General features: G+C 53.9%; 20 protein-coding genes. 14 read left to right on the forward strand and 6 right to left on the reverse strand.

Features of this window, described 5'->3' with window-relative positions:
* Positions 1-86: 86 nt before the first annotated feature.
* Positions 87-530, reverse strand: a complete 444-nt coding sequence (locus AC559G_RS01290) for a VOC family protein (protein ID WP_095845789.1) — start codon at positions 528-530, stop codon at positions 87-89.
* A gap of 234 nt (positions 531-764) precedes the next feature.
* Here AC559G_RS01290 and AC559G_RS01295 point away from each other — a divergent pair, with 234 nt between their 5' ends.
* On the forward strand, positions 765-1,160 hold the full coding sequence (locus AC559G_RS01295; protein ID WP_498910670.1) for a VOC family protein: 396 nt from the start codon (positions 765-767) through the stop codon (positions 1,158-1,160).
* 76 nt (positions 1,161-1,236) lie between these two features.
* Here AC559G_RS01295 and AC559G_RS01300 read toward each other — a convergent pair whose 3' ends face one another.
* Positions 1,237-2,220: a nitrilase family protein gene (locus AC559G_RS01300; protein ID WP_498910672.1), complete on the reverse strand. Its 984-nt coding sequence runs from the start codon at positions 2,218-2,220 to the stop codon at positions 1,237-1,239.
* Positions 2,221-2,313: 93 nt separating this feature from the next.
* Between AC559G_RS01300 and AC559G_RS01305 the strand changes: the two genes are divergently transcribed.
* A complete protein-coding gene (locus tag AC559G_RS01305) occupies positions 2,314-3,216 on the forward strand; it encodes a LysR family transcriptional regulator (RefSeq protein WP_498910674.1) in 903 nt (300 codons plus the stop codon).
* Positions 3,217-3,276: 60 nt separating this feature from the next.
* Here AC559G_RS01305 and AC559G_RS01310 read toward each other — a convergent pair whose 3' ends face one another.
* Complete coding sequence (locus AC559G_RS01310; RefSeq protein ID WP_498910676.1) at positions 3,277-3,918, reverse strand: glutathione S-transferase family protein; 642 nt, start codon at positions 3,916-3,918, stop codon at positions 3,277-3,279.
* A gap of 103 nt (positions 3,919-4,021) precedes the next feature.
* Positions 4,022-5,008 carry a helix-turn-helix domain-containing protein gene (locus tag AC559G_RS01315; protein ID WP_498910678.1) on the reverse strand — a complete coding sequence of 329 codons (987 nt, stop codon included), beginning with the start codon at positions 5,006-5,008 and terminating at the stop codon, positions 4,022-4,024.
* Between the two features lie 126 nt (positions 5,009-5,134).
* On the opposite strand from AC559G_RS01315, the gene AC559G_RS01320 reads away from it, so the two are divergent.
* Positions 5,135-5,758 (forward strand): cysteine hydrolase family protein, encoded by a 624-nt coding sequence (locus AC559G_RS01320; RefSeq protein ID WP_498910680.1) that lies wholly within the window; start codon positions 5,135-5,137, stop codon positions 5,756-5,758.
* 109 nt (positions 5,759-5,867) lie between these two features.
* Here the strand turns inward: AC559G_RS01320 and idnK are convergent, their stop codons facing one another.
* A complete protein-coding gene (gene idnK, locus AC559G_RS01325) occupies positions 5,868-6,446 on the reverse strand; it encodes a nucleoside/nucleotide kinase family protein (RefSeq protein WP_498910682.1) in 579 nt (192 codons plus the stop codon).
* Positions 6,447-6,901: 455 nt separating this feature from the next.
* Here idnK and idnD point away from each other — a divergent pair, with 455 nt between their 5' ends.
* The 7 genes from idnD to AC559G_RS01360 all read left to right on the forward strand — a co-directional run bounded on the left by idnD (position 6,902) and on the right by AC559G_RS01360 (position 13,567).
* Positions 6,902-7,936 (forward strand): L-idonate 5-dehydrogenase, encoded by a 1,035-nt coding sequence (gene idnD / locus AC559G_RS01330; RefSeq protein WP_438597697.1) that lies wholly within the window; start codon positions 6,902-6,904, stop codon positions 7,934-7,936.
* Positions 7,937-7,950: 14 nt separating this feature from the next.
* Complete coding sequence (gene idnO / locus AC559G_RS01335; RefSeq protein WP_498910684.1) at positions 7,951-8,715, forward strand: gluconate 5-dehydrogenase; 765 nt, start codon at positions 7,951-7,953, stop codon at positions 8,713-8,715.
* A 37-nt stretch (positions 8,716-8,752) separates the two neighbouring features.
* Positions 8,753-9,745 carry a DNA-binding transcriptional regulator IdnR gene (idnR, locus tag AC559G_RS01340; protein ID WP_498910686.1) on the forward strand — a complete coding sequence of 331 codons (993 nt, stop codon included), beginning with the start codon at positions 8,753-8,755 and terminating at the stop codon, positions 9,743-9,745.
* A 32-nt stretch (positions 9,746-9,777) separates the two neighbouring features.
* Positions 9,778-10,731, forward strand: coding sequence for a 2-hydroxyacid dehydrogenase (locus tag AC559G_RS01345; protein ID WP_498910688.1), 954 nt, complete (start codon positions 9,778-9,780; stop codon positions 10,729-10,731).
* Positions 10,732-10,777: 46 nt separating this feature from the next.
* The gene (locus tag AC559G_RS01350) at positions 10,778-12,286 is read left to right on the forward strand and encodes an MFS transporter (RefSeq protein WP_498910690.1); all 1,509 of its coding nucleotides are present in this window, start codon (positions 10,778-10,780) and stop codon (positions 12,284-12,286) included.
* 19 nt (positions 12,287-12,305) lie between these two features.
* Positions 12,306-13,001 carry an RraA family protein gene (locus AC559G_RS01355; RefSeq protein ID WP_416261682.1) on the forward strand — a complete coding sequence of 232 codons (696 nt, stop codon included), beginning with the start codon at positions 12,306-12,308 and terminating at the stop codon, positions 12,999-13,001.
* Between the two features lie 95 nt (positions 13,002-13,096).
* A complete protein-coding gene (locus AC559G_RS01360) occupies positions 13,097-13,567 on the forward strand; it encodes a NanQ anomerase/TabA/YiaL family protein (protein WP_498910693.1) in 471 nt (156 codons plus the stop codon).
* 178 nt (positions 13,568-13,745) lie between these two features.
* Here AC559G_RS01360 and AC559G_RS01365 read toward each other — a convergent pair whose 3' ends face one another.
* Positions 13,746-15,125, reverse strand: coding sequence for a diguanylate cyclase (locus AC559G_RS01365; protein ID WP_498910695.1), 1,380 nt, complete (start codon positions 15,123-15,125; stop codon positions 13,746-13,748).
* A 413-nt stretch (positions 15,126-15,538) separates the two neighbouring features.
* Here AC559G_RS01365 and AC559G_RS01370 point away from each other — a divergent pair, with 413 nt between their 5' ends.
* From AC559G_RS01370 to AC559G_RS01385, 4 genes are all read left to right on the forward strand, one after another.
* Entirely contained in the window at positions 15,539-17,110 is a 1,572-nt protein-coding gene (locus AC559G_RS01370) for an ABC transporter permease (RefSeq protein ID WP_498910697.1), read from the forward strand.
* Positions 17,107-17,868 (forward strand): ABC transporter ATP-binding protein, encoded by a 762-nt coding sequence (locus AC559G_RS01375; RefSeq protein ID WP_498910699.1) that lies wholly within the window; start codon positions 17,107-17,109, stop codon positions 17,866-17,868. The genes AC559G_RS01370 and AC559G_RS01375 overlap by 4 nt, the downstream gene beginning before the upstream one ends.
* A gap of 128 nt (positions 17,869-17,996) precedes the next feature.
* Positions 17,997-19,778 carry an aryl-sulfate sulfotransferase gene (locus tag AC559G_RS01380; RefSeq protein ID WP_498910701.1) on the forward strand — a complete coding sequence of 594 codons (1,782 nt, stop codon included), beginning with the start codon at positions 17,997-17,999 and terminating at the stop codon, positions 19,776-19,778.
* Positions 19,779-20,192: 414 nt separating this feature from the next.
* Positions 20,193-21,281: a type 2 periplasmic-binding domain-containing protein gene (locus tag AC559G_RS01385; protein WP_498910703.1), complete on the forward strand. Its 1,089-nt coding sequence runs from the start codon at positions 20,193-20,195 to the stop codon at positions 21,279-21,281.
* Positions 21,282-21,301 lie beyond the last annotated feature (20 nt).

Raw genomic sequence — 21,301 nt, forward strand, 5'->3', positions numbered from 1 at the left:
TGCCACTTCAGCCAAAATATTAATTATATAATTGGAAATAATTCCAATGTGGATGGAATGGGGCGGGCGGTTTTTTCTGCTTTTCATCACGCCTTGTTGCGCAACCAGGGCGTTTCACTCACGGCGACTAACAACCCTTCTGGGCTAAGGAAACGCGTTACCTTTTGCCCCCAGGGCTCTTCGCGGTTTGCGATCAGCAAATGATAGCCCGTCGCGATTAATTTTTCGGTCGCTACCGCAATATCGGCAACGTCGAATTCCAGCCATGCTTGCGGCACGGGCAGATCAGCAGGCCAGTCATCACGGCCAAAGCAGGATTGCGCCGCCTGGTTCAAAGGCCAGAGCGCGAAATGCTTTATGCCCTCTAACGCCCCTTCCTCAACCAACAGGTAATCCGGGTTTTCGGCTAACGGCTTGAGCGGTAGCCCCAGCAGGTTGAGGTACAGGGCTTGGCTGCTTTTGCTGTCCGTTGTGATTGGCCCAAAGCCAGCTACAAATAAAACGCCGATATCAGGTAATTGGGGTTCCATCGGTATTGCTCCTTATTTGTGGGGAATAGTGTGCAGAATAATACGCCTGGATTTGTGTCTCTGGCAAAACGGTTAAATTTCATAGCAATCCGGTTTTGCAAAAAGAATGCTGGCCCAATATAAGTGGCCCGGCAAGCCGCGCCGCCGCCCATCATCCTGCATAGCGATTATTCGAATCGGTGTTATGTTTAACTGGCTATGCAGGCAAGGTTTCTGGAAAACAAGGGGGAATGATTGAGAACGCAAAAAAGGTGCATGGGCTACGTGGCTATCGTTGTCGATGATTACGATCGGGCAATTGATTACTACACCAATAAACTGGGGTTCACGTTGGTGGAAGATACGCCACAGCCTGGGAAACGTTGGGTGGTGGTAACGCCGAACCCGGAAAGCGACTGTAATCTTCTGCTTGCCAGGGCATCTAACCCACAGCAAGAGGCTTTTATTGGCAACCAATGCGGCGGTCGGGTGTTTCTCTTTCTGCAAACGGATGATTTCTGGCGTGATTACCACGCCATGAAAGCGAACGGCGTACATTTTTGTGAAGAACCTCGTCAGGAAGAATATGGCATGGTCGTGGTATTTGAAGATATCTATGGCAACCGCTGGGATTTATACCAGAATGCCTAAACCTGTTATTGAATAAGCCACGAATGCAGAGATAGCCGCCGGGGCAGTGTGCTGCCTCGGCGGCTTAGCCTGCAGGTTATTTTTTACTGATAGCAGTAGGCTCATCAGAGAAGCGGGCATCGTGCGCATCACGCTCATAGCCCTGCTTTTGCGTCAGTAGCCCATAAAGCTCCGGCCGGCGGCCATATATCCAACGGCGGCCGGTGCTTAGGGGGATTAGCGAGAGATCGATGCTGCATGTCACCATATCATCCGTAATCGCCTCGCTTTCGGCCACGATACGGCCATAAGGATCGATGATCATCGCATTGCCGGTGCGTATTTCATCATCATCCAGGCCCACGCCGTTGCTGAATAAGATAAACATCCCGTTGTCATGGGCGCGTGAGGGCAGCCAGCGCATCAGCCACCCTCGGCCATTTTCCCCGGCAAACGCCGCGCGCAGGCTTTGCGGATCGCGATGGCGGTTTTCCCACAGGGCTTTTGGGATCGGCTTCATACCGTACGGGCTACGGGAATGAGTGCCGCCGGTTTGGTGCGGCGCAATCAGGATCTCTGTGCCAAGCAGCGCCATTGCCCGTGCGTTCTCAACCAGGTTGTTATCCCAGCAAATCAATATGCCAATGCGTGCTCCCCAGGGCGAATCAAAAACGGTGAACCGCTCGCCTTTTGAAAATTTGAGGTGTTCAAACGCATGGATTTTACGGTGGACGTGCTTTGTGCCGTCGGGCATACAGACCACGTAGGCGTTATACAAACGGCCATCTTCCGCTTCTTCAATCAGGCCAACGCCGATGGCCATATCGTAAGCTTGCGCCAGGTGCGCAACCTGGCCGATCGCCGCGCTTGTGGCCACCGGCTCGGCAAGGGCCCGGACGGCGTGCGCAGGCAATTTGGGCACATGCCAGTAGCCTGTCAGGCACATCTCGGGGAACGCCAGTATTTTTACCTGCTCTTTGGCGGCCTGGTGAATGAAATTTTCCATGGTGGCGAGGTTATACGCTTTATCGCCGGCCTTGTGCTGGAACTGCACGGTGGCCACACGCAGATCTGTCTTCATTATCTTTCTCCTGAGCCAAGTTCAGCCAGGATTTCATCAGATTGATCGATTAAGATATAATCAAATAATTTCCATCATAGATAACAAAACGGAATGGATATCAAGTTACTGAAGGCGATGGCGGCGTTGGCCGATCAGGGGAGCTATCGGCTTGCCGCCGAGGTGCTGTGCATTAGCCAGCCGGCATTGACCAAGCAAATCCAACTGCTTGAGCTACAGTTTGGGTTCCCAGTGTTTATTCGCGGGCGCCATGGCGCGACGCTGACGACGGGGGGCCAGCGCCTCTATGCGAGGGCAAAAAGCCTGCTGGGCGAGTACGATGCGTTGCTTCTTCATGCCGGCTATATTGCGGCAGGCAGCGCGGGGGAATTGGCGCTGGGGTTTGGGCTGTCTTTTTTTGGGCTGGCGCCGCAAGTGATTATGGCGTTTCGTGAGCGCTTCCCTGGCGTAAGTATCCGGCTGGATGATATACCCTCTGACATGCAGTGCGCAGACATCCGCGCCGGCAGGCTCCATGCCGGTTTTGTCCGTTTGCCGGTGGTGGCACCGCTGGATGCGGTAGTGCTATTAACCGAGAAACTTCTCCTGGCCGTGCCGGCCATGCCTGCGCTGGCGATCCCCGATAACCAACCTGAATTGGCCATGGCGAAGCACCCTTTGCTCCAGTTGGCGCCACACCGCGGGCGCGGGCTTGCCACGCAGATTAACCGCTTTCTGGCATCGCGGGCTATCGCGCCGGCAGTGGGGCAATACGCCTCTGATATCCATACGCTGCTGGCATTGGTTGCCGCCGGTAATGGCTGTGCGCTGATCCCGCAAGGGGCGCTTTCTATCACGCCGCCGGGCATCAGGTTTGTGCACCTTAGCGGCCCCCACACATCCTGGCAGGCCGGCCTGGCCTGGAATAGCGAAATCCGCGATCCGTTAAGGGATAATTTTATTAAAACCGCGCGACAGATCGCCGGGGAACTGACGCCTGGCTGCCAGGCTCAGTGAGCTGGGGGCGGCCCCGGTTTTCCAAACCCGCAGTGCGCCAGATAGCGCAACGCCAGGCAATCACGTGACTTTTAATTCGTCATAGGAAACCATTACGTGCTCGGCAAATGCCGGCCGCTGCATCAGCCTTTCATAATAAGCGCGAATAGCGGGGAAGGCGGGCCGGGCAATATCGATATCAAAATAGCGGTAAAGAATATGCCCGAACTGTATGTCTGCCAGCGTTAGCTGCTCGCCGGCCAAAAATGCCTGTTGCGCCAACAGGGATTCGGCGATATCCATTTTGGCGTGCAGAGTCGCAAGGGCGGCCTGGATGGCGGCGGCATCGCGATCCCGGCTGGCGGTTCTGGCAACGCGCCAGAACACGGGCGCGGTAAAGTTAAGGGCGATGTTCAGTTTGGCCCACTCGGCCCATTTATCCACCCTGGCGCGTTCCTGCGGCTGTGCCGGCCAGAAGGCGCCGGTGGCATAACGGGTGGCGAGGTAACGCAGAATCGCCCCGGTTTCCCAAAGGGCTTCATCCTCTCCGTCTTTAAGCACTGGCACCGTGCCGTTAGGGTTCATGGCAAGAAAGGCTGGTGTGTCGTTGCCGCCGTATTTATGCCCGATGTCCAGGCGTTTATACGGCAAACCTAATTCACCGACGCACCACATTAACGCCTGCACGTTCGAAGAGGTTTTTCTTCCCCATATTGTTAACACGCATAACTCCTTTGGCAATGAATCAACAATGGCTCGCGACAGCCTGCCTGGGGCTGCACGCGGGTTCTGGCCAGTATTACCCTGCAAGGTTTGGACTGCCAGGTCAATCGCCTTTTTCCGTCAGCGTTGCCAACGGCCGATCCTGGAATGCGCGGCGGTAGGCGGAAGGGGTGACTTTTAATAGGTGCGCAAAGTGCTGGCGCATGACGGCGCCGGAGCCAAAACCACACTCTGCAGAGATCGCCTCAACCGGTGCCGTAGACGTTTCCAGGCGCCGTTGTGCCAGGGCGATGCGTTCCTGCAATAGCCATTCACCGAGCGTCATTCCGGTCAACCGTTTGAATCTGCGGGTGAAGGTTCGCCGGCTCAGGGCAAGACGATCGGCCACGGCGTCAATCGGGTGCGGCTGCTGAAGATTGGCCCGCAGCCAATCGAGCAGTTCGGCCATGCGCTTATCGGTCAGTTGCTTTGGCACCGGTTGTTCAATGAACTGGGCCTGTAGCCCCTCGCGGTGCGGCGGCACCACCAGGCGCCGCGCCACCTGATTGGCCACCTCATGGCCATAGTGCTGGCGCACGATATGCAGGCAACAATCGATACCGGCGGCCACGCCGGCTGATGTCATCACGTTACCGTCTTCCACATACAGCACGCTGGCATCAAGCGCGGTATCCGGGTAGCGGCGGGTGAAATCTTCGGCCCATGCCCAGTGGGTGGTGGCTTTGCGCCCGGCGAGCAGGCCGGCGGCCGCCAAAACATAGGCGCCCAGGCACAGCCCGACAATGCGTGCGCCGCGCGCATGCGCCTGGCGCAGCGCATCCAGCAAGGCCACCGGCGGGGGTTCGTTAACATCGCGCCAACTGGGGACCACCACCATATCCGCCCACGCCAGCGCGGCTAACCCTTCGGAAAAGCTCACCGTGAAACCCGCCGTGGTTTGCAACGGACCAGTTTCCGCTGCGCAGACATGCAGCCTGAACCAGGGGCGGTTGCCGTTCTGGCGTTCTTCGCCAAACACCAGGCAAGGCACAGAGAGATGAAACGGGCTGATATGGTCGAAGGCGACGACGGCAACGATGGGTGAAGTCATTTTCCGGCTCCGGGACGCGGCGGTAGTTTTGGCCCGATTATAACGAATATTGTCACTTGGGCCAATGGCGGCTCTCGCTGGCGTGGCGCACACTAGCCATTCTTTTGCTGATATACGGAGTTCATCATGGCCGCTTGCAAACGCGCGTTAATCGTCATTGACGTACAAAATGAATACTTCACGGGCGATCTGCCCATCGAATACCCCGATCGGCATGTTTCACTCGCCAATATCGGCAGAGCGCTGGATGCCGCCGAAGCAAATGGCATCCCGGTGGTGATTGTGCAGAACTTTGCGCCGGAAGATTCACCGCTGTTTGCTCGCGGATCGCACGGTGCGCAACTTCATCCACAGATAGCAAACCGCCCGCGTGCTTTGGCGATTGAGAAAACGATGCCCAGTGCGTTCTCGGGCACCGGATTGGGGGAGTGGGTGGCCGCCAATGGCATTGATACGCTCACGGTGGTTGGTTATATGACGCAAAACTGCGACGATTCCACCATCAAACACGCATTGCATGCCGGGTTGGCGGTTGAGTTTCTAAGCGATGCGACAGGGGCGGTGTCTTACGCAAATCGCGCGGGCAGCGCCAGCGCTGAGGAGATTCATCGGGTATTTTCCGTTGTGCTGCAGGCGCGCTTTGCTGCGGTGCTGACCACGGATGAATGGTTGGCCGTGCTGCAAAACGGCAGCCAGCCGGTGCGCGAAAATATCTATAGTTCGAATCAAAACGCGCGCCGTACGGCCTGATCAATTCCGTGTGTCATTAAAAAACGGATATTCGGGATGCCCGGGGAACGGGCTCCTTGAATATCCACTTTATGGCCCCGATAGCGGAAGCCTACGCGTTCCCAGCTAATTAGCATTGAGTATTCTTCGGCGAAGCGGCATGCTCTCTGCCCACCGCCGGGCCAGCTTCTCGCGCCTGTTTAATTGAAGCAATAGCGTTTTTACATTGCTGCATTACCTGATCAATGCCTTCGTTGACGTCGATGCGGATAACATCGCGTTCAGTCGCATCCGGTCGCTCCAGCACCTCAAATTGGTTTTTCAGTAGCTCCACCGGCATAAAATGCCCGGTACGATCGGCCATGCGATGAAGAATGACGTGGTAATCGCCGTCCAGCCACAGGAAAACGATATGAGGGCTGCCTTTTCTGAGAACGTCGCGATAGCTTCTTTTAAGCGAAGAACAAACGATAAAGCCCATTTCATTTTTTTTAAAAAGGCTGTAAGAGGCGTCATTAAGCCTTGCAAGCCATGGCAACCGGTCTTCGTCAGTTAACGGGATCCCTTGCGACATCTTGTCAATGTTGCGGGCAGGATGCAGATCGTCACCGTCTATGAATTTGGCACCGAATTCATCCGCTAACTTTTTCCCGATCAACGATTTACCACTTCCTGAAACGCCCATTAAAATATAGCTTTCACCCGCCATTTTATTACCCCTGTTAAAGACAAAAGCAAAAACATCCTACCCGGTATAACGGAATAAAATGACGCTTTAATCAGCTGGGAATATAAAAATATAACCTGAATCACGTTATGCGTAACATCCCGGTGTAACACCTGTTTAAAATCAATGGTGTTGTATTTAAAAATGACGAATTTTTTTGGTAAAAAATTAAATAAATAATGCTAAGTATGCGTGAGAGGAATTTAGAAACGTATTGGGATGTTTTACATTTTCTAATGTATTGCGCGCGTAGTAGGTTGCCGCTAACAGGTAACAGGCATAGCGCAACTATTTCAACGGCTATTTTTTTTAATTTTGAGAGCTCGGTAATGATATGCGTAACATCCCAATGTAACATCCCTTTTGTGTGATTTTAATCACAAATTTAACGCGGTTTTGTTCGTTTAATAAGCCGCACATCAATATAGGGAGCCAATATGAAAATTAACTCTATTGCCTGTGTGGTAACAGGCGAGCGGGCTGTTGCGCTTAAAAAGTATGAACTGGAATATGAGAATAACGGTACGCTGGTTAAAATCACCCGCGGCGGAATTTGTGGCTCGGACTTACATTATTATCAGCATGGTCGGGTGGGAAGTTATCCGGTGAAAATGCCAATGATTTTAGGGCACGAAGTGATTGGTGTTGTCGAGAAATCCAGCGCGCCTTCTCTGGCTCCGGGTATGGCGGTGGCGATTAATCCAAGTAAACCCTGCCTTAAATGCGAATATTGTCTGGAAGGTAATACTAATCAGTGCCTGAACATGCGTTTTTTTGGCAGCGCAATGTATTTTCCTCACGTTGATGGCGGCTTTACGCAATATAAAATCGTGGATAACGAACAGTGTATTCCTTTTAACCCCGCGGTGAGCGGCAATGTGATTGTTTTTGCTGAACCGCTGGCGGTAGCTATCCACGCGGTTAACCAGGCCGGCAGTGTTAAAGGCAAGCGGGTTTTCGTTTCCGGGGTCGGGCCAATCGGCTGCCTGGTTGTCGCGGCTGCTAAAGCGTTGGGGGCCGAAGAGATTGTGGCAACGGATATCAGTGAACGTTGTCTGCAGCTTGCCCGCGCCATGGGGGCCGATAGCACATTTACAGCCGATGCGCCGGCGCTGGCGGGTTATGAATCAGGCAAAGGCTTTTTTGATGTGGCGTTCGAGGCTTCGGGCCATCCGGCTTCTATCAAACGCTGCGTTCAGGTTACCCGTGCAAAAGGGCACGTCGTGCAGGTGGGGATGGGGGGCGCAACCGCAGAGATCCCATTGATGGCGCTGATTGCCAAAGAAATTAACCTCATTGGCACGTTTCGTTTTACGGAAGAATTTAACACGGCAGTGCAATGGCTGGAGGAGAAAAAGATCAACCCGCTGCCCTTGCTCACCGCGGAGTACCGGTTTGAAGATTTCCAGCAAGCGCTGAATTTCGCGGCGGACAAATCAGCCGCATCAAAAGTACAGCTCGTTTTTGCATAATATGGGGATGGATTGTGGATACTTTATTTTCTCTCAAAGATAGAAAAGCGTTAATTACCGGTTCGGCGCAGGGGATCGGCTTTTTATTGGCCCAGGGGCTTGGGCGTTATGGTGCGGAAATCATTATTAATGACATAACCGCAGAGCGGGTCGATCAGGCGGTCACCCGCCTGGAACAGCAGGGCATAAAAGCCTATGGCGTGCCTTTTGATGTGACGGACAGTCAACAGGTGCAGCATGGCGTTGCCACAATTGAACAACGTATTGGCCCGATCGATATTTTGATTAATAACGCGGGGATTCAGCGCCGCCATCCGTTTACTGAATTTCCTGAAGCTGAATGGGATGATGTGATCAGGGTAAATCAGAAATCGGTATTTATCGTTTCCCAGGCGGTTGCCAGGCAGATGGTTAAACGGCAACAAGGTAAAATTATCAATATTTGCTCTATGCAAAGTGAGCTTGGGCGCGACACCATCACACCTTATGCCGCCTCTAAAGGGGCGGTAAAAATGCTTACGCGTGGGATGTGCGTAGAATTAGCAAGATACAATATTCAAATTAATGGCATCGCGCCCGGCTATTTTAAAACGGAAATGACCAAGGCGTTGGTTGAAAACCGTGAATTTACTGACTGGTTATGTAAGCGCACCCCGGCCGCCCGCTGGGGCAACCCTGAGGAATTGATTGGCGCCGCTGTCTTCTTGTCTTCGAAAGCCTCTGACTTTGTAAATGGCCATCTGCTTTTCGTGGATGGAGGCATGTTGGTTGCCGTTTGATTCTGTAGCTGGGATATAAACTTCATAAAGGGTATCTATGCGTAATAACCGGATAAGCCTCCAGGATATAGCAAGCCTTGCGGGCGTGAGTAAGATGACCGTTAGCCGCTATCTACGAGAGCCCAAACAGGTGGCATCGGAAACCCGGCTGAAAATTGCAGAAATACTGGATGAGATGAATTACATACCAAGTAGGGCACCCAATATTATGCTCAATGCGAAAAGTAATTCAATTGGCGTGCTGATACCCTCTTTCCAGAATCAGGTGTTTTCAGACATTCTTTCCGGCCTGGAGTTTATCACTAACCAGCATGGTTATCAGTTGTTAATTTCTGAATATAACTACTCCAGGGAGAATGAAGAAAAGCAGATTATCAACCTGCTGTCATATGACATTGAGGGCATTGTGCTGTGCGAAAAAGTACACACCTTGCGTGCGCAAAGCTATTTAAGATCGTTGAAAATACCCGTTATTGAAATCATGGATACGCTGGAATCACAGATCGATATTGAAATTGGCTTTGATAATAAATTAGCGGCTTACCATATGGTGAATGCTATGATCCAGCATGGGAAAAAGCATATTTATTATTTCGGATCGCGTAACGATCAGCGCGATAACCAACGCTATCTTGGTTATCGCGCGGCAATGCAAGAGTCCGGTTTACTGGCTCGCCGTATATCACCTAACAGCATTTCATCATTTTCGCTGGGCGCGATGATGCTCAAAGATGTGTTGGCTGGGGCGCAAAAAGTCGACGGGATATTTTGCACCAATGACGATATTGCCGTTGGCGTATTGCAGGAGTGTTTGCGGCGCGGCATTCGGGTGCCGGAGCAGATGTCTATTGCCGGCTTCCATGGTCTTGATATTGGAAAAACGGTGACGCCAGTATTAGCCAGTGTAATCACTCCGCGCTTTGAAATAGGTAAAAAGTCGGCAGAGGTGATCATCAAAAAAATGGATGCTGCGAATGCCACACGTAGTGTTGATCTGGGCTTCAAGATATTTACCGGGGAAACGATATAACCCATTAATTAACGCGTTAAAGCGAGATAATTATGAGCAAAGAAAAAGAACACATCCTGGTTGTTCAACCATTAATGGATGCGTTGGCAAACAGGTTGGCTAGCCGTTTTATCTGCCATAACCTTTATCAGTGTGAAAATAGCGATGAATATTTACGTCAGCATGGCGAAAAAATTCGCGGTGTTGCCACCCGTGGCGATGTTGGCTTATCCGCCGATGTGATGGCCAGGCTGCCTAATCTGGAAATTATTTCAGTTTTTGGCGTCGGAACCGATGGTATTGATTTAGTCAAAGCGGCGGAAAGGGGAATTAACGTTACCGTTACCCGCGATATTTTAACTGATGATGTGGCGGATTTGGCACTGGCTTTTATTTTGGCGCAGGCACGGCAATTATCCTATCAGGATATGTTCGCCCGAAGTGGTCAATGGTTAACCAGGCCACCTCGCCTTGCCAATAAAGTCAGTGGCAAAAAGATCGGGATTTTGGGGCTGGGGAAAATTGGCAAGGCGATCGCCAAACGCGCCAGTGCCTTTGATATGTGCGTGGGCTATTGCGACAGAACCGTAAAATCGTCCGTTGAATATAGTTATTTTCCTAACACGCAGGCGTTGGCGGCGTTTTCGGATTTTCTGGTGTTGGCTATGCCCGGTAATGAAAGTAACCGGAATTTGATTGATTCCGCCGTATTGCAGGCTTTGGGGCCCGATGGCACGTTGATTAACATTGCGCGCGGCTCGTTAGTTAATGAGCAACATCTTATTGAAGCGTTGCAATCAGGCACAATTAAGGCCGCGGCTTTGGATGTTTATCAACATGAGCCGGAAATTCCAGCGCCATTATTGCAGATGAATAATGTTTTACTCACGCCGCATATTGCTAGCGCAACGGTTGAAACTCGCCAGGCAATGGCAAATAACGTCTTTGATAACCTTGATCGTTACTTCACCGTAGGCAAGGCGATAACCGCGCTGGAATTACAGTAAGAAAAATAAATACGTGAAATATTACCCTTAAATAATGAGGTACGTTATGAATAATGAGTCCTCGACCCTGCACTGGAGCCGGCGTATTACGCGGCCGCAGTGGAAAGCATTCTGGGCTGCCTGGATCGGTTATATGCTTGATGGTTTTGATTTTGTCATTATCACCTTAGTGCTAACCGAAATCATGGCGGAGTTTAATATCCCGACGGTTGAAGCCGCCGGGCTGGTTTCCGCCGCTTTTATCTTAAGGTGGTTCGGCGGCCTGGCCTTGGGCGCGATGGGCGATCGGTTTGGCAGAAAGAGCGCCATGATTGCCAGTATCGTGATGTTTGCCGGCGGTACGGTCGCCTGTGGTTTAGCGCCCAATTACACCTGGATGTTCATCGCCAGGGTGATTGTTGGTGTTGGGATGGCCGGGGAATACGGCACAAGCTCCGCCTACGTGATCGAAAGCTGGCCCAAGGACATGCGTAATAAAGCCAGTGCGTTTCTTAACTCTGGTTTTTCCGCCGGCGCTATTCTTTCGGTACTGGCCTATAGCGTCATCGTGCCTTTATGGGGTTGGCGCGTATTATTTTATATCGGGATTATCCCAATCCTTTATGCGTTATGGCTGCGCCGTGCTATTCCCGAAGCCGAGGAGTGGGCGAAAAACCGTGCCAAGAGTACCAAACCCGTATTTACCATGGTTGATTTGTTATACCGCAACGGTAATACGGCTAAAAGCGGCATGAATATCGCCCTGTCTGTTATCGCTGCGGTGGCGCTGTATTTTTGTTTCGATCACAGCCGGCCTGCCGTGTTGGTCGCTATTTTGGGGGTGATCACCACACTGATTTTTATTTCCTTTCTGGTACAAAGCGGCGGCAAAAAATGGCCCACCAGCTTAATGCTGACGGTGATTATTTTATGCGTATTTCTGTATGGCTGGCCGATACATGCGCTGTTGCCGACCTATTTAAAAACCGAGCTGCATTACACGCCTGAAATCGTGGCGCTGGTGTTCTCTTTCAGCCGGTTCGGCATGGGGCTTGGCTGCTGTTTTGCCGGTATCGCCGGCGACTATTTCGGCACCAGAAAAACCTACGTCATCAGCCTGCTGATTGCCCAGATCATCATCATTCCGGTATTTGCCTTAACCGGCGGCAGCGTGTGGCTGCTGTGCGCCTTGATTTTCTTGCAGCAGCTGTTTAGCCAGGGCGTTGGCGGGCTGCTTGCCAAACTGATCAGCGGCTATTTCGATACCGACCAGCGTGCAGCCAATTTGGGGTTCATTTACAACATTGGCTCTATGGGCGGGGCGCTGGCGCCAGTCTTAGGCGCTTCCATTGCTCAGCACTTCAGCCTGGGAACGGCGCTGAGCGGTTTGTCATTCACACTGACATTTGTCGTTATCCTGCTGATTGGCTTGGATATGCCGTCACGATTGCAACGCTGGCTGCGGCCAGAAGCGCTGCGTTATTACGACGCGGTTGACGGAACCCCTCTCACGGGCGCTTTCACGAAGAAGACCACCCCAGAGCAGATCGCTTTGGCCGAAAAAGTTCACAATTAATCACTTAGAGGATATTGGAATGGCTATTGGTAATCGTGTGTTTTTAAAAAGACCGATGGATGCACTCCCTTTGCTTGAGGCATTCCGTCAGCTCCCCGCGGCGGTGGTCGCCGATTGCATGAGCCGCATGCCTGCCTTGTCATCGGAAATAAAGCTGATGAGCGCGCCGCAAAAAGCCGTTATGTGCGGGCTGGCCGTCACCGTTAAGGCGCGCTCCGGCGATAATCTGATGTTGCATAAGGCCATGGATATTGCCGGCCGTGATGATGTGATTATTCTTTCGAACGAAGGGGATCGCAGCCAGTCGCTGATGGGCGAAGTGATGACCACCTATGCCCGCTACCGTGGTATCGAAGGTATCGTGCTGGATGCGCCGATTCGGGATATCGAAGGGATTTCGAAAATGGATTTTCCGCTGTATGCGGTCGGGCATACGCCGGGCGGCCCCTTCAAGGATGGCCCGGGTGAAATTAATGTGCCGATCGCCTGCGGGAAAATTCATGTCTGCCCAGGGGATATTGTTATGGGCGATGCCGATGGGGTGATTATCATTCCGCGCCTGGATGCCGCGCGTATTCTGGAAGAGGCCCAACAGTACCTGGTTGTGGATAATCACAACTTTGAACTGGCAAAATCCGGCGCCCTGGAGCGCACCTGGATTGATAAATTATTTGCGGCAAAAAACGTCGATGTCATCGACGATGTTTATTTCTGATTATTCGGCTCGTTTTAATACCTGTTAAATATCATGCCGGGGGTTAATGGATATAGTGGTTAACCCCTGCGTGCTATTTAAAAAAGGAGCATGGCATGATTGTGGATTCATTGGCTTCGATTAAACACCATCCCGGGCTGGATGCGGCGTTTCTAACCGCCCTGGAGCAGGTAACGGCGCTGGATCTGTTTGATCTGGCGCCAGGTGATTATTCACTGGGAGCGGGAAAGATTCTGGTCAAGATGATGGACCGGCAATTAACGGCGCCAGCGGTTAAACCTTTTGAAATGCATCAGCGCGATATTGATATTCATATTCCGCTAAACGGCCCGGAAACGCTGGGGTATGTCTGCGGGGATGCACGAATGGAAAATATCACGCCCTATGATAAGGCCAAGGATATCTGTTTTGCGCAGGCGCAGCAGGGCGAGGCATGGTTGGTATTGCCCCCCGGTGGGTTGGTGATTTTCTTTCCAGGGGAATGGCATAAGCCCGCCTGTTATTTGGATTCAACTCATTTCCTGAGAAAGGCCGTGATCAAGATCGCCGCGCCAGATCGTTATTAGGCATTTCCTCCGCCGGTTTTAGCATAACCAACATCTTCCATTATCGGTGAATGGCGGCTCTTATTCAGGCAGTGATAAACACGCGCGGTGGTTTGCCCATCAAACAATGGGAACGAACGACTATATGCCAACTTTGGATGCGCGAAATTTTCGCCAGCCGCTCTGGCTGCCTTTCTTTCTATTGCGGCTCAATACGGTTTCTGCCGTTGCGTTTGGCCTCATATAGCGCAATATCCGCCTTATTGAGCAACAGGTTATAGTCCGGGAGCCCATTATGTTGCGCATACCCAATACTTACCGTGATGGGCAGCGTTTTCCCGGCGACGGCTTCAAAGGGCGTGCTGTTAATGATCCGGCGGATGCGCTCCAGCAGCGTATAGGTTTCCGACTGGCCGGCTTCAACCAGCACAATCAGGAACTCTTCCCCGCCGTAGCGGAACAGATAATCGCTGGAGCGAATATTATCACTGAGCAGGTTGGCAATATGCGTCAGTGCGCGATCGCCCACAGTATGCCCCCATTCATCGTTCACCATTTTAAAATGATCCACATCGATGATGGCGACGCTCAGCGGCAAATGGTTTTCCATCGCCAGGCTGACTTCGTGCTTGAGGACAATCGGCAGGTAGCGCTTGTTGAGCAAATTCGTCAGGGCATCTTTGCCGTCTTGCATATGCGATGCTTCGTTAAACAGCATCTCCATGTGCGTATTAATTTGCTGGCAGCTGCTATGGATAACGCGCAACAGCTCCTGCATTTTCTTTACCGGTATTTCTGCCGTGGTATCAATGCTGCCCACTTTTTCATCGATTTGTGTCATCAACTGGCGCATTTGCTGAACCTGTTGGTTTTCACCGAAGTGGCGCACACATTTATGGCGGAACCACAGGCCATAGCTGGATTCAGAAATGTTGACCAGCGGCTCCGTTTGCCGTGCGCCGCTCACCAGGCTGTAAATCACCGAGTTTTCCCAGTTGGAAAGGGCCGTCTGTTGCTTGCCTTGCTCCAGATGCGCGTTATTCATCAACACATGCAGGCGGTAAGATTCTTCATTGCGCGTTGCCAGGTAATGCGACATCGCATAGGCGTGACTCATCATTTCGATCGCGATATCAATCGCCATCGCGGCATAGTGCATCACCTGTAAACTGAGGGTAGGATCCAGGCTGCGGCTGGTAATGTAGTCAAAGATGCCGTACTTCAATTGCCGGGCGCCGCGCTGCACGAATTCAACGGGGATACCGATGCGGGCATGGACGCCGCCCACGTGATATTGCTGCTGCGCCAGCGCTTCGAGCTGGTTTTCGCCATGGGTCAGAACGGCCTTGACCCATTTGGAAAGAGAACGGCTCAGCCGTTCCTGCACCAGTTCATAGGATAAGTGCCGCGCAATAGCCGGATCTTTAAACAAACTTTCATAAAACTTGTTGGCCAGATCGTCAGATTGCTCTTCCGCAATCTGCTGCAAAATAACGATCGCCGCTTGCGGGAGCTCTGCGCGTAAAGGCTGCCACTCTTGAAGAATAACAGAGATATATTGTTCGATTTCTTTCTGCATCTTTAATTAAGCCAACAGGTTATCTGAAAGTTGTGGTGTAAATAATGGCACCTATCGTAGCATACCTGCTGTAATAGGCTTGGATTGCGGCCGAATTATTTTGGCCATATTTCATCGCCCGGCAAACCCCCGCATTCTTTTCCACCGCGCCGCCGCCACTGCGCCAGAACAACCCGCGTTACCGTACCCTTTTCGCCATCGGTTCCCTCCGTTTAACGGCTCTGCATATACCACCATCTTGTTTTAAATGATTTTTTTAGCAAAGCGATACCGGAATTGAGCTAAGCCAGCGCTGGCGCGGCACAGCGGTATAAATGCGTCTTTTGCAGTGGGTATATTCAAGAAATGCATTAGTCAAGCGCAGCAAAGGACTGTTTGATAGCCACATGTTTTCATTGATTAAACAGGTTGCTATGGCACAACTGCTGCTCTTGAAAAGGCGACGGCTGGCGCCGCCGATGTGGCATATAAATCTGTGGCCCTTACTGCTGCCGGCGGCGCTGTTTGCCCTGTGGCAGTTGGCGGCGCAGTACCAGTGGATGCCGGAACAAATCCTGCCGGCGCCGCGGGTGGTGCTGGCAACGGCGAACGCGCTTTGGCAGGGCGATCTGCTTGCCCAGTGGTGGGTGAGCCTGCAGCGCCTGGCGCTGGGGCTACTGCTCGGCGTGCTGGCCGGCACGCTGCTCGGCGGGCTGTTTGGGCTATCGCGCCGCAGCGCGCAATACCTGGAACCGCTGTTCTATACCCTGGCGCAAATCCCCACTCTGGGGTGGATCCCGCTGTTTATGGTGCTGTTCGGCATCGACGATGGGCTGAAAATGGCGGTGATCGTCAAGGCGGTTATCGTGCCCGTTACACTGAACACACAGCAGGCGCTGGCCGCGGTGCCGCTCGGTTTAAGCGAAGTGGCGCATGTGGTGCGCCTGAATGGATGGCAGCGTTTTCGCCTGCTGTTGGTGCCCGCCAGCCTGCCGGGGTGGTTTACCGGGGTGCATCTGGCGCTTTCCCAGGCGTGGATCTCGCTGATCGTGGTTGAATTGTTGGCCTCTTCCCAGGGGATTGGCTACCTGATGGTCTGGGGGCGCCAGCTTTTTCAACTCGATATCGTGTTTGTCGCGATCGCTGTTATCGGCATCAGTGGCCTGGTGATGGAATGGGGAACGCACCGGGTGTATCAGCGCCTGGTTTTTTGGCCGCAGCCCGCGCTTAGCCAGCAGTTGCACCGCCGGCAGGCACGGCTGGCCGGGATCGTGCTGCCGGTGCTGCTGGTGGCGATCTGGCAGCTTGCCAGCCGCCATGACTGGATCGATCCGCTGTTGCTCTCTTCGCCGCTGGCGGTGGTTGAGCGCCTGATCAGCGGCCTGCAAAACGGCGAACTGTTACAGCCGATGGGGCAAAGCCTGGGCCGTGCGCTGCTGGGGGGCGCGGCCGGGATCGTGCTGGGCTTTGCCGGCGGCCTGGCCTGTGCGTTAAGGCCCACCGTCGGCGCGATTTTTTCCCCCACGCTGAACGTGTTGCGCCAGATTGCGTTGTTTGCCTGGTTGCCGTTGCTCACCGCTTGGGTGGGCAACGACAACCCCGGCAAAGTGGTATTCGTGATGCTGGCGGCCTTCTTCCCGATGTTTTTTAGCACCCTGAAGGCTGTTGCGCAGCGCGATCCGCAACTGGATGAAGTGGCGAAGGTTCTGCGCCTCAAAGGCGCCGACTACCTGCGCTTGCTGATTTTGCCCGGCGCCGCCCCCGGTATTTTCGCTGGCCTGCGCCTGGCGTTGCTTTATGCCTGGCTGGGCAACATCGGCGCGGAGTATTTCATGTCATCGGGCGTGGGTATCGGCAGCCTGATGATCAATGCGCAACAGCTTCTTGATATGCCGACGATTTTCTGCGGCATGTTACTTATCGGCATCACCGGTGCGCTGCTTGATAAAACGGGCCGCGTGCTGGAAGCATCCGTCACGCGCTGGCGGCGGCAGGAGCAAATATGACGGCATCTTCTACGGTTGTGGCGTTTCGCCACGTTAAAAAACAGTGGCAACACCTGACGGCTATCGACAATTTTTCGTTGGATATTCAACGCGGTGAACTGGTGGCGCTGGTCGGCAGCAGCGGGTGCGGTAAATCGACGTTGCTGCGCCTGCTGGTCGGCCTGGATGGCGATTTTCAAGGGGAGATCCGCGTTAACGGCCAACCGGTGCGGGGCACCGGGCGCGACAGAGGGATCGTGTTCCAGGAACCGCGCCTGTTCCCTTGGCTGAATGTTGAGCAAAACGTGGCGCTAGGGCTGGCGGATGAACCGATAAGCCAGGCCGAGAAGCGCCAACGGATAAGCCATATTCTTTCACTGGTGCAACTGAGCGAATTCACGCGTTCCCTGCCGGCGCAGCTCTCCGGCGGGATGGCCCAGCGTGTGGCGATCGCCCGCGGGTTGGTCGCCCGCCCGGAGATCCTGATGCTGGATGAACCTTTTGGCGCGCTGGATGCGTTAACGCGCCAGCAAATGCAGCAGGAATTGCTACGCATTCATCAAAGCCAGGGCACCACCACCCTGATCGTTACCCACGACGTGGAGGAGGCGGTGGCGCTGGCAGACCGGGTCGTGGTGCTTTCGCCCAGGCCGGGGCGGATTTTGGATGTCGTCACCGTGGCACTGGCCCAGCCGCGCGATCGGGACAGCGCAGAATTTGGCACCTGCTGTGCCCGCATTCGCAGCCTGATAACGCAGCCACACCTCGATTCGCATTAACCCCCAACGCAGGCGGCATTACACGCGATTCCCTGGCGCTATGCGCATACAGAGAAGGCCGCCGCCTGCGGTTTGGGCAACGTTTTAAGCCTGCGGGCATCACTTAATGAAAACAGGAGAAAACAGCAATGGGGCATCCCTCTGTTTACCCAACCGGCACCACGATTTATAACCCGGAAAAAGCCTGGAGCGGTTACACCGTATTTCAGGCGGTGGAAAGCGGCGCCGTGTTGACCGACATGAACGGGCGCGAGCTGCGCCACTGGCCGAATTTGCACGGTTTCCCGAACAAGATCTTCCCCGGCGGCGTGATCCTGGGTCACCTGAGCGAGCGCGATCCCCGCTACGGCATGCAGGATATGGCGGATCTGGTGCAGGTTGACTGGGAAGGCAATATTACCTGGCGCTTCGATCGCTATGAAGAAATACATGATCCCGGCAATCCGGTACGCTGGATGGCGCGGGCGCACCATGATTACCAGCGTGCGGGTAACCCAGTGGGGTATTATGCGCCCGGCCTGGAGCCTCAGGTTGAGGGGGGCAATACCCTGATACTTGCGCACAAGAACCTGCACAACCCGGAAATCAGCGACAAGCTGCTGCTGGATGACACCATTATCGAAGTCGACTGGCAGGGCAATATTGTTTGGGAATGGCGCTGCAGCGATCACTTTGCCGAGCTTGGCTTTGACGCGGCCGCGCGCGAAGCGATCCGCAATAATCCCAATATGCGCGCCAGCGGCGGCGGAATGGGGGACTGGATGCACATCAACTCCATGTCCACGCTGGGGCCGAACAAATGGTTTGACGCCGGGGATGCCCGGTTCCACCCGGACAACATCATCTGGGACGCGCGTGAATCAAATATTATCGCCATTATTGATAAGCCGAGCGGTAAGATCGTCTGGCAGCTGGGCCCGGACTACAGCAAACCGGAATTGAAACACCTGGGGTGGATTATCGGCCAGCACCATGCGCACATGGTTCCCGCCGGTCTGCCGGGCGCCGGCAATATTTTGGTGTTTGATAACGGCGGCTGGGCCGGGTATGGCGCGCCTAACCCGGCATCGCCGGATGGGGTGAAGAACGCCTGGCGCGATTACTCGCGAGTGCTGGAAATCAACCCGGTGACGCTGGATATTGAATGGCGCTATTCCCCTTATGAAGCCGGTATCCCACATCCGACGGACTCTTACCGTTTCTACAGCCCGTATATCAGCAATATTCAACGGCTGCCGAACGGCAACACGTTGATCAATGAAGGATCGAACGGCCGTATTTTTGAAGTGACGCAGGATCATGAGATCGTCTGGGAATACATCTCCCCGTACTGGGGCAAGGCGCTCAATAACAACATGGTCTACCGCGCCTACCGCGTGCCGTATGCATGGATCCCGCAGTTGGCACTGCCGGAAGAGACCGCTATCGCCGCGCCAGACGTTTCGCAACTGCGCCAACCGGGCGCGGCGGGGCGCAGCGGTTTTGCCAGCGTGGTGCAGGTTGAGGGCGCCCTGCCTTACAACAAAAGCGCCGACGCGCTCTGCGTGGCCACCGACAACGATACGCTGCGCCGCAGCCCAAAAGTGTTCCGCGTTGATGCCGAAGGCTTTAGCCGGATTGAGCACCCAGACAGCGCGCAGCTTGAGCAGGGCAACGTATTGCTGTTTGTCGGCGCCGAACGTTGCATTCACTGCCGCAACCTGTGGCGCAAGCTCAATGAGCCGGCGCTTGCCGCCGGCCTGACGCAGCGGCCGCGTTACTATCTGGATGCCGATCGTTTCCCTGAACTGGCGGCACGCTTTGGCGTGCGCGGGCTACCGGCGCTGCTGCTGTTGAAAGACGGCGAGGTGATCGATAGGGCCAAAAACGGCTTAACCAGCGGCCAGTTGGCACAATGGTTGGCGCTATAACAACATAAACATAGCCGAGATAATCTCCGGGGCCGGTGCCGTATTAATTTATGGCACTGACCGTATTAATTATACCCTTCATACTTCAAGTTGCAGGTGTGTTGGCTTTCCTCGCTCACCCCAGTCACTTACCTGAGTAAGCTCCTGGGGACTCGCTGTGTTGCCGCCTTCCTGCAACTCGAATTATTTTGGGTAGAGAATTTATAAATTAATGGGGAGGGTCATTTAATAATCTTGCGATCATGGCGCATGCGTTAAATCGATGGTATGCGTGCAATAAATGCATATGTTCCTGTAACGCGGATAATCACTAATTTATCCCTTTTTCACAAAAGAAAATATAAAAAAGTTATTTATAGTCGCCTATAGCAGTTAGGTAGATTCAATTAATAAATAGACAAATGGAAAAATAAAATGAAACAACGATGGATAGCGGTGGCGCAGGCATTCAAATGGGGCATGCTATTTTGGCTGCTGGCCGCCGGGGTGGTCAGCCAGGCAAACGCGCAAAATGATAAGCCTACGGAAATCCGCATTGGCGTGCCCGATCAAAGTGCGGGCAATAAACCGTTTATCGCCGGCCCACTGGGGCTGGCGCATATCCAGCGGCAATTCGAGCAGGCATTTGAACCGCAGGGGATCAAGATAAAATGGTCCTTTTTCAAAGGGGCCGGGCCGGCGGTGAATGAGGCGTTAGCCAACCGCCAGTTGGATATCGCCTATCTGGGCGATTTGGCCGCGATTATCGGCCGCGCCGGTGGCCTGCAAACCCGTTTCTTGCTGGGGGTACGTGGCTCCCATTCTTACCTGGCCGCCACGCCGGAATCGGGCATCAAAACCCTGGCGGATATCAAAGGCAAACGGGTGGCCGTATATCGCGGCACGGCCGATCAGTTGGCGTTTGATCGTGCGCTGGCAAGCGTTGGGCTGAGCGAGCGCGATGTCAGAGTGATCAATCTGGATTGGGCCGCCGGGCGCGCGGCGTTGGCCGCTCGCCGCATCGATGCCGTATGGGGCGGCGTGTCGCTTTTAACGCTGCGCGAGCAGGGCATCGCCATTGTGGCCGACAGCGGGGAACTGGGCCGGGCGAACACCACCCAGGCCGGCGTGGTCGCCACCCAGGATTTCATTACGCATTACCCGCAGATAACGCAGCAGCTGGTGGATATCCTGGTGCAAAACGCCCACTGGATCAGCCAGCCGGACAATACGGCGGCGTATGTTGAAAAGCTCGAAGCGCAAAGCCGGATCCCGCAGGCGCTGTTTCTGGCCGAGCTGCAGCCGGCGGAATTGAATTTCCGCAGTTCGCCACGGTTGGATGCGTTCTTGCAGGCCAGTCTGCAAGACAGCGTAGACCGGGCCAAAGCGGCCGGTTTAATTCGCACGGCGTTTACCGTTGATAGCTGGTTTGACGGCCAGTTTGTGGAGCAGGCATTGAAAACGTTGCAACTGGAACCGGCCTGGCCGCGTTATGGCGCCGACGGGCAGGCCGCGCCCCAGTAATTTGCTGTTCGCCTGCCGGG

Origin of the sequence: Gibbsiella greigii, assembly GCF_039540155.1 — a bacterium.
Classification (GTDB): Bacteria; Pseudomonadota; Gammaproteobacteria; order Enterobacterales; family Enterobacteriaceae; genus Gibbsiella; species Gibbsiella quercinecans.

Excerpts from the sequence above, each read along its gene's own strand:
- AC559G_RS01290 (WP_095845789.1), bottom strand. The coding sequence starts at position 530 with ATGGAACCCCAATTACCTGATATCGGCGTTTTATTTGTAGCTGGCTTT.
- AC559G_RS01300 (WP_498910672.1), bottom strand. The coding sequence starts at position 2,220 with ATGAAGACAGATCTGCGTGTGGCCACCGTGCAGTTCCAGCACAAGGCC.
- AC559G_RS01305 (WP_498910674.1), top strand. The coding sequence starts at position 2,314 with ATGGATATCAAGTTACTGAAGGCGATGGCGGCGTTGGCCGATCAGGGG.
- AC559G_RS01315 (WP_498910678.1), bottom strand. The coding sequence starts at position 5,008 with ATGACTTCACCCATCGTTGCCGTCGTCGCCTTCGACCATATCAGCCCG.
- AC559G_RS01320 (WP_498910680.1), top strand. The coding sequence starts at position 5,135 with ATGGCCGCTTGCAAACGCGCGTTAATCGTCATTGACGTACAAAATGAA.
- idnK (WP_498910682.1), bottom strand. The coding sequence starts at position 6,446 with ATGGCGGGTGAAAGCTATATTTTAATGGGCGTTTCAGGAAGTGGTAAA.
- idnD (WP_438597697.1), top strand. The coding sequence starts at position 6,902 with ATGAAAATTAACTCTATTGCCTGTGTGGTAACAGGCGAGCGGGCTGTT.
- idnR (WP_498910686.1), top strand. The coding sequence starts at position 8,753 with ATGCGTAATAACCGGATAAGCCTCCAGGATATAGCAAGCCTTGCGGGC.
- AC559G_RS01345 (WP_498910688.1), top strand. The coding sequence starts at position 9,778 with ATGAGCAAAGAAAAAGAACACATCCTGGTTGTTCAACCATTAATGGAT.
- AC559G_RS01350 (WP_498910690.1), top strand. The coding sequence starts at position 10,778 with ATGAATAATGAGTCCTCGACCCTGCACTGGAGCCGGCGTATTACGCGG.
- AC559G_RS01355 (WP_416261682.1), top strand. The coding sequence starts at position 12,306 with ATGGCTATTGGTAATCGTGTGTTTTTAAAAAGACCGATGGATGCACTC.
- AC559G_RS01360 (WP_498910693.1), top strand. The coding sequence starts at position 13,097 with ATGATTGTGGATTCATTGGCTTCGATTAAACACCATCCCGGGCTGGAT.
- AC559G_RS01365 (WP_498910695.1), bottom strand. The coding sequence starts at position 15,125 with ATGCAGAAAGAAATCGAACAATATATCTCTGTTATTCTTCAAGAGTGG.
- AC559G_RS01370 (WP_498910697.1), top strand. The coding sequence starts at position 15,539 with ATGGCACAACTGCTGCTCTTGAAAAGGCGACGGCTGGCGCCGCCGATG.
- AC559G_RS01375 (WP_498910699.1), top strand. The coding sequence starts at position 17,107 with ATGACGGCATCTTCTACGGTTGTGGCGTTTCGCCACGTTAAAAAACAG.
- AC559G_RS01380 (WP_498910701.1), top strand. The coding sequence starts at position 17,997 with ATGGGGCATCCCTCTGTTTACCCAACCGGCACCACGATTTATAACCCG.
- AC559G_RS01385 (WP_498910703.1), top strand. The coding sequence starts at position 20,193 with ATGAAACAACGATGGATAGCGGTGGCGCAGGCATTCAAATGGGGCATG.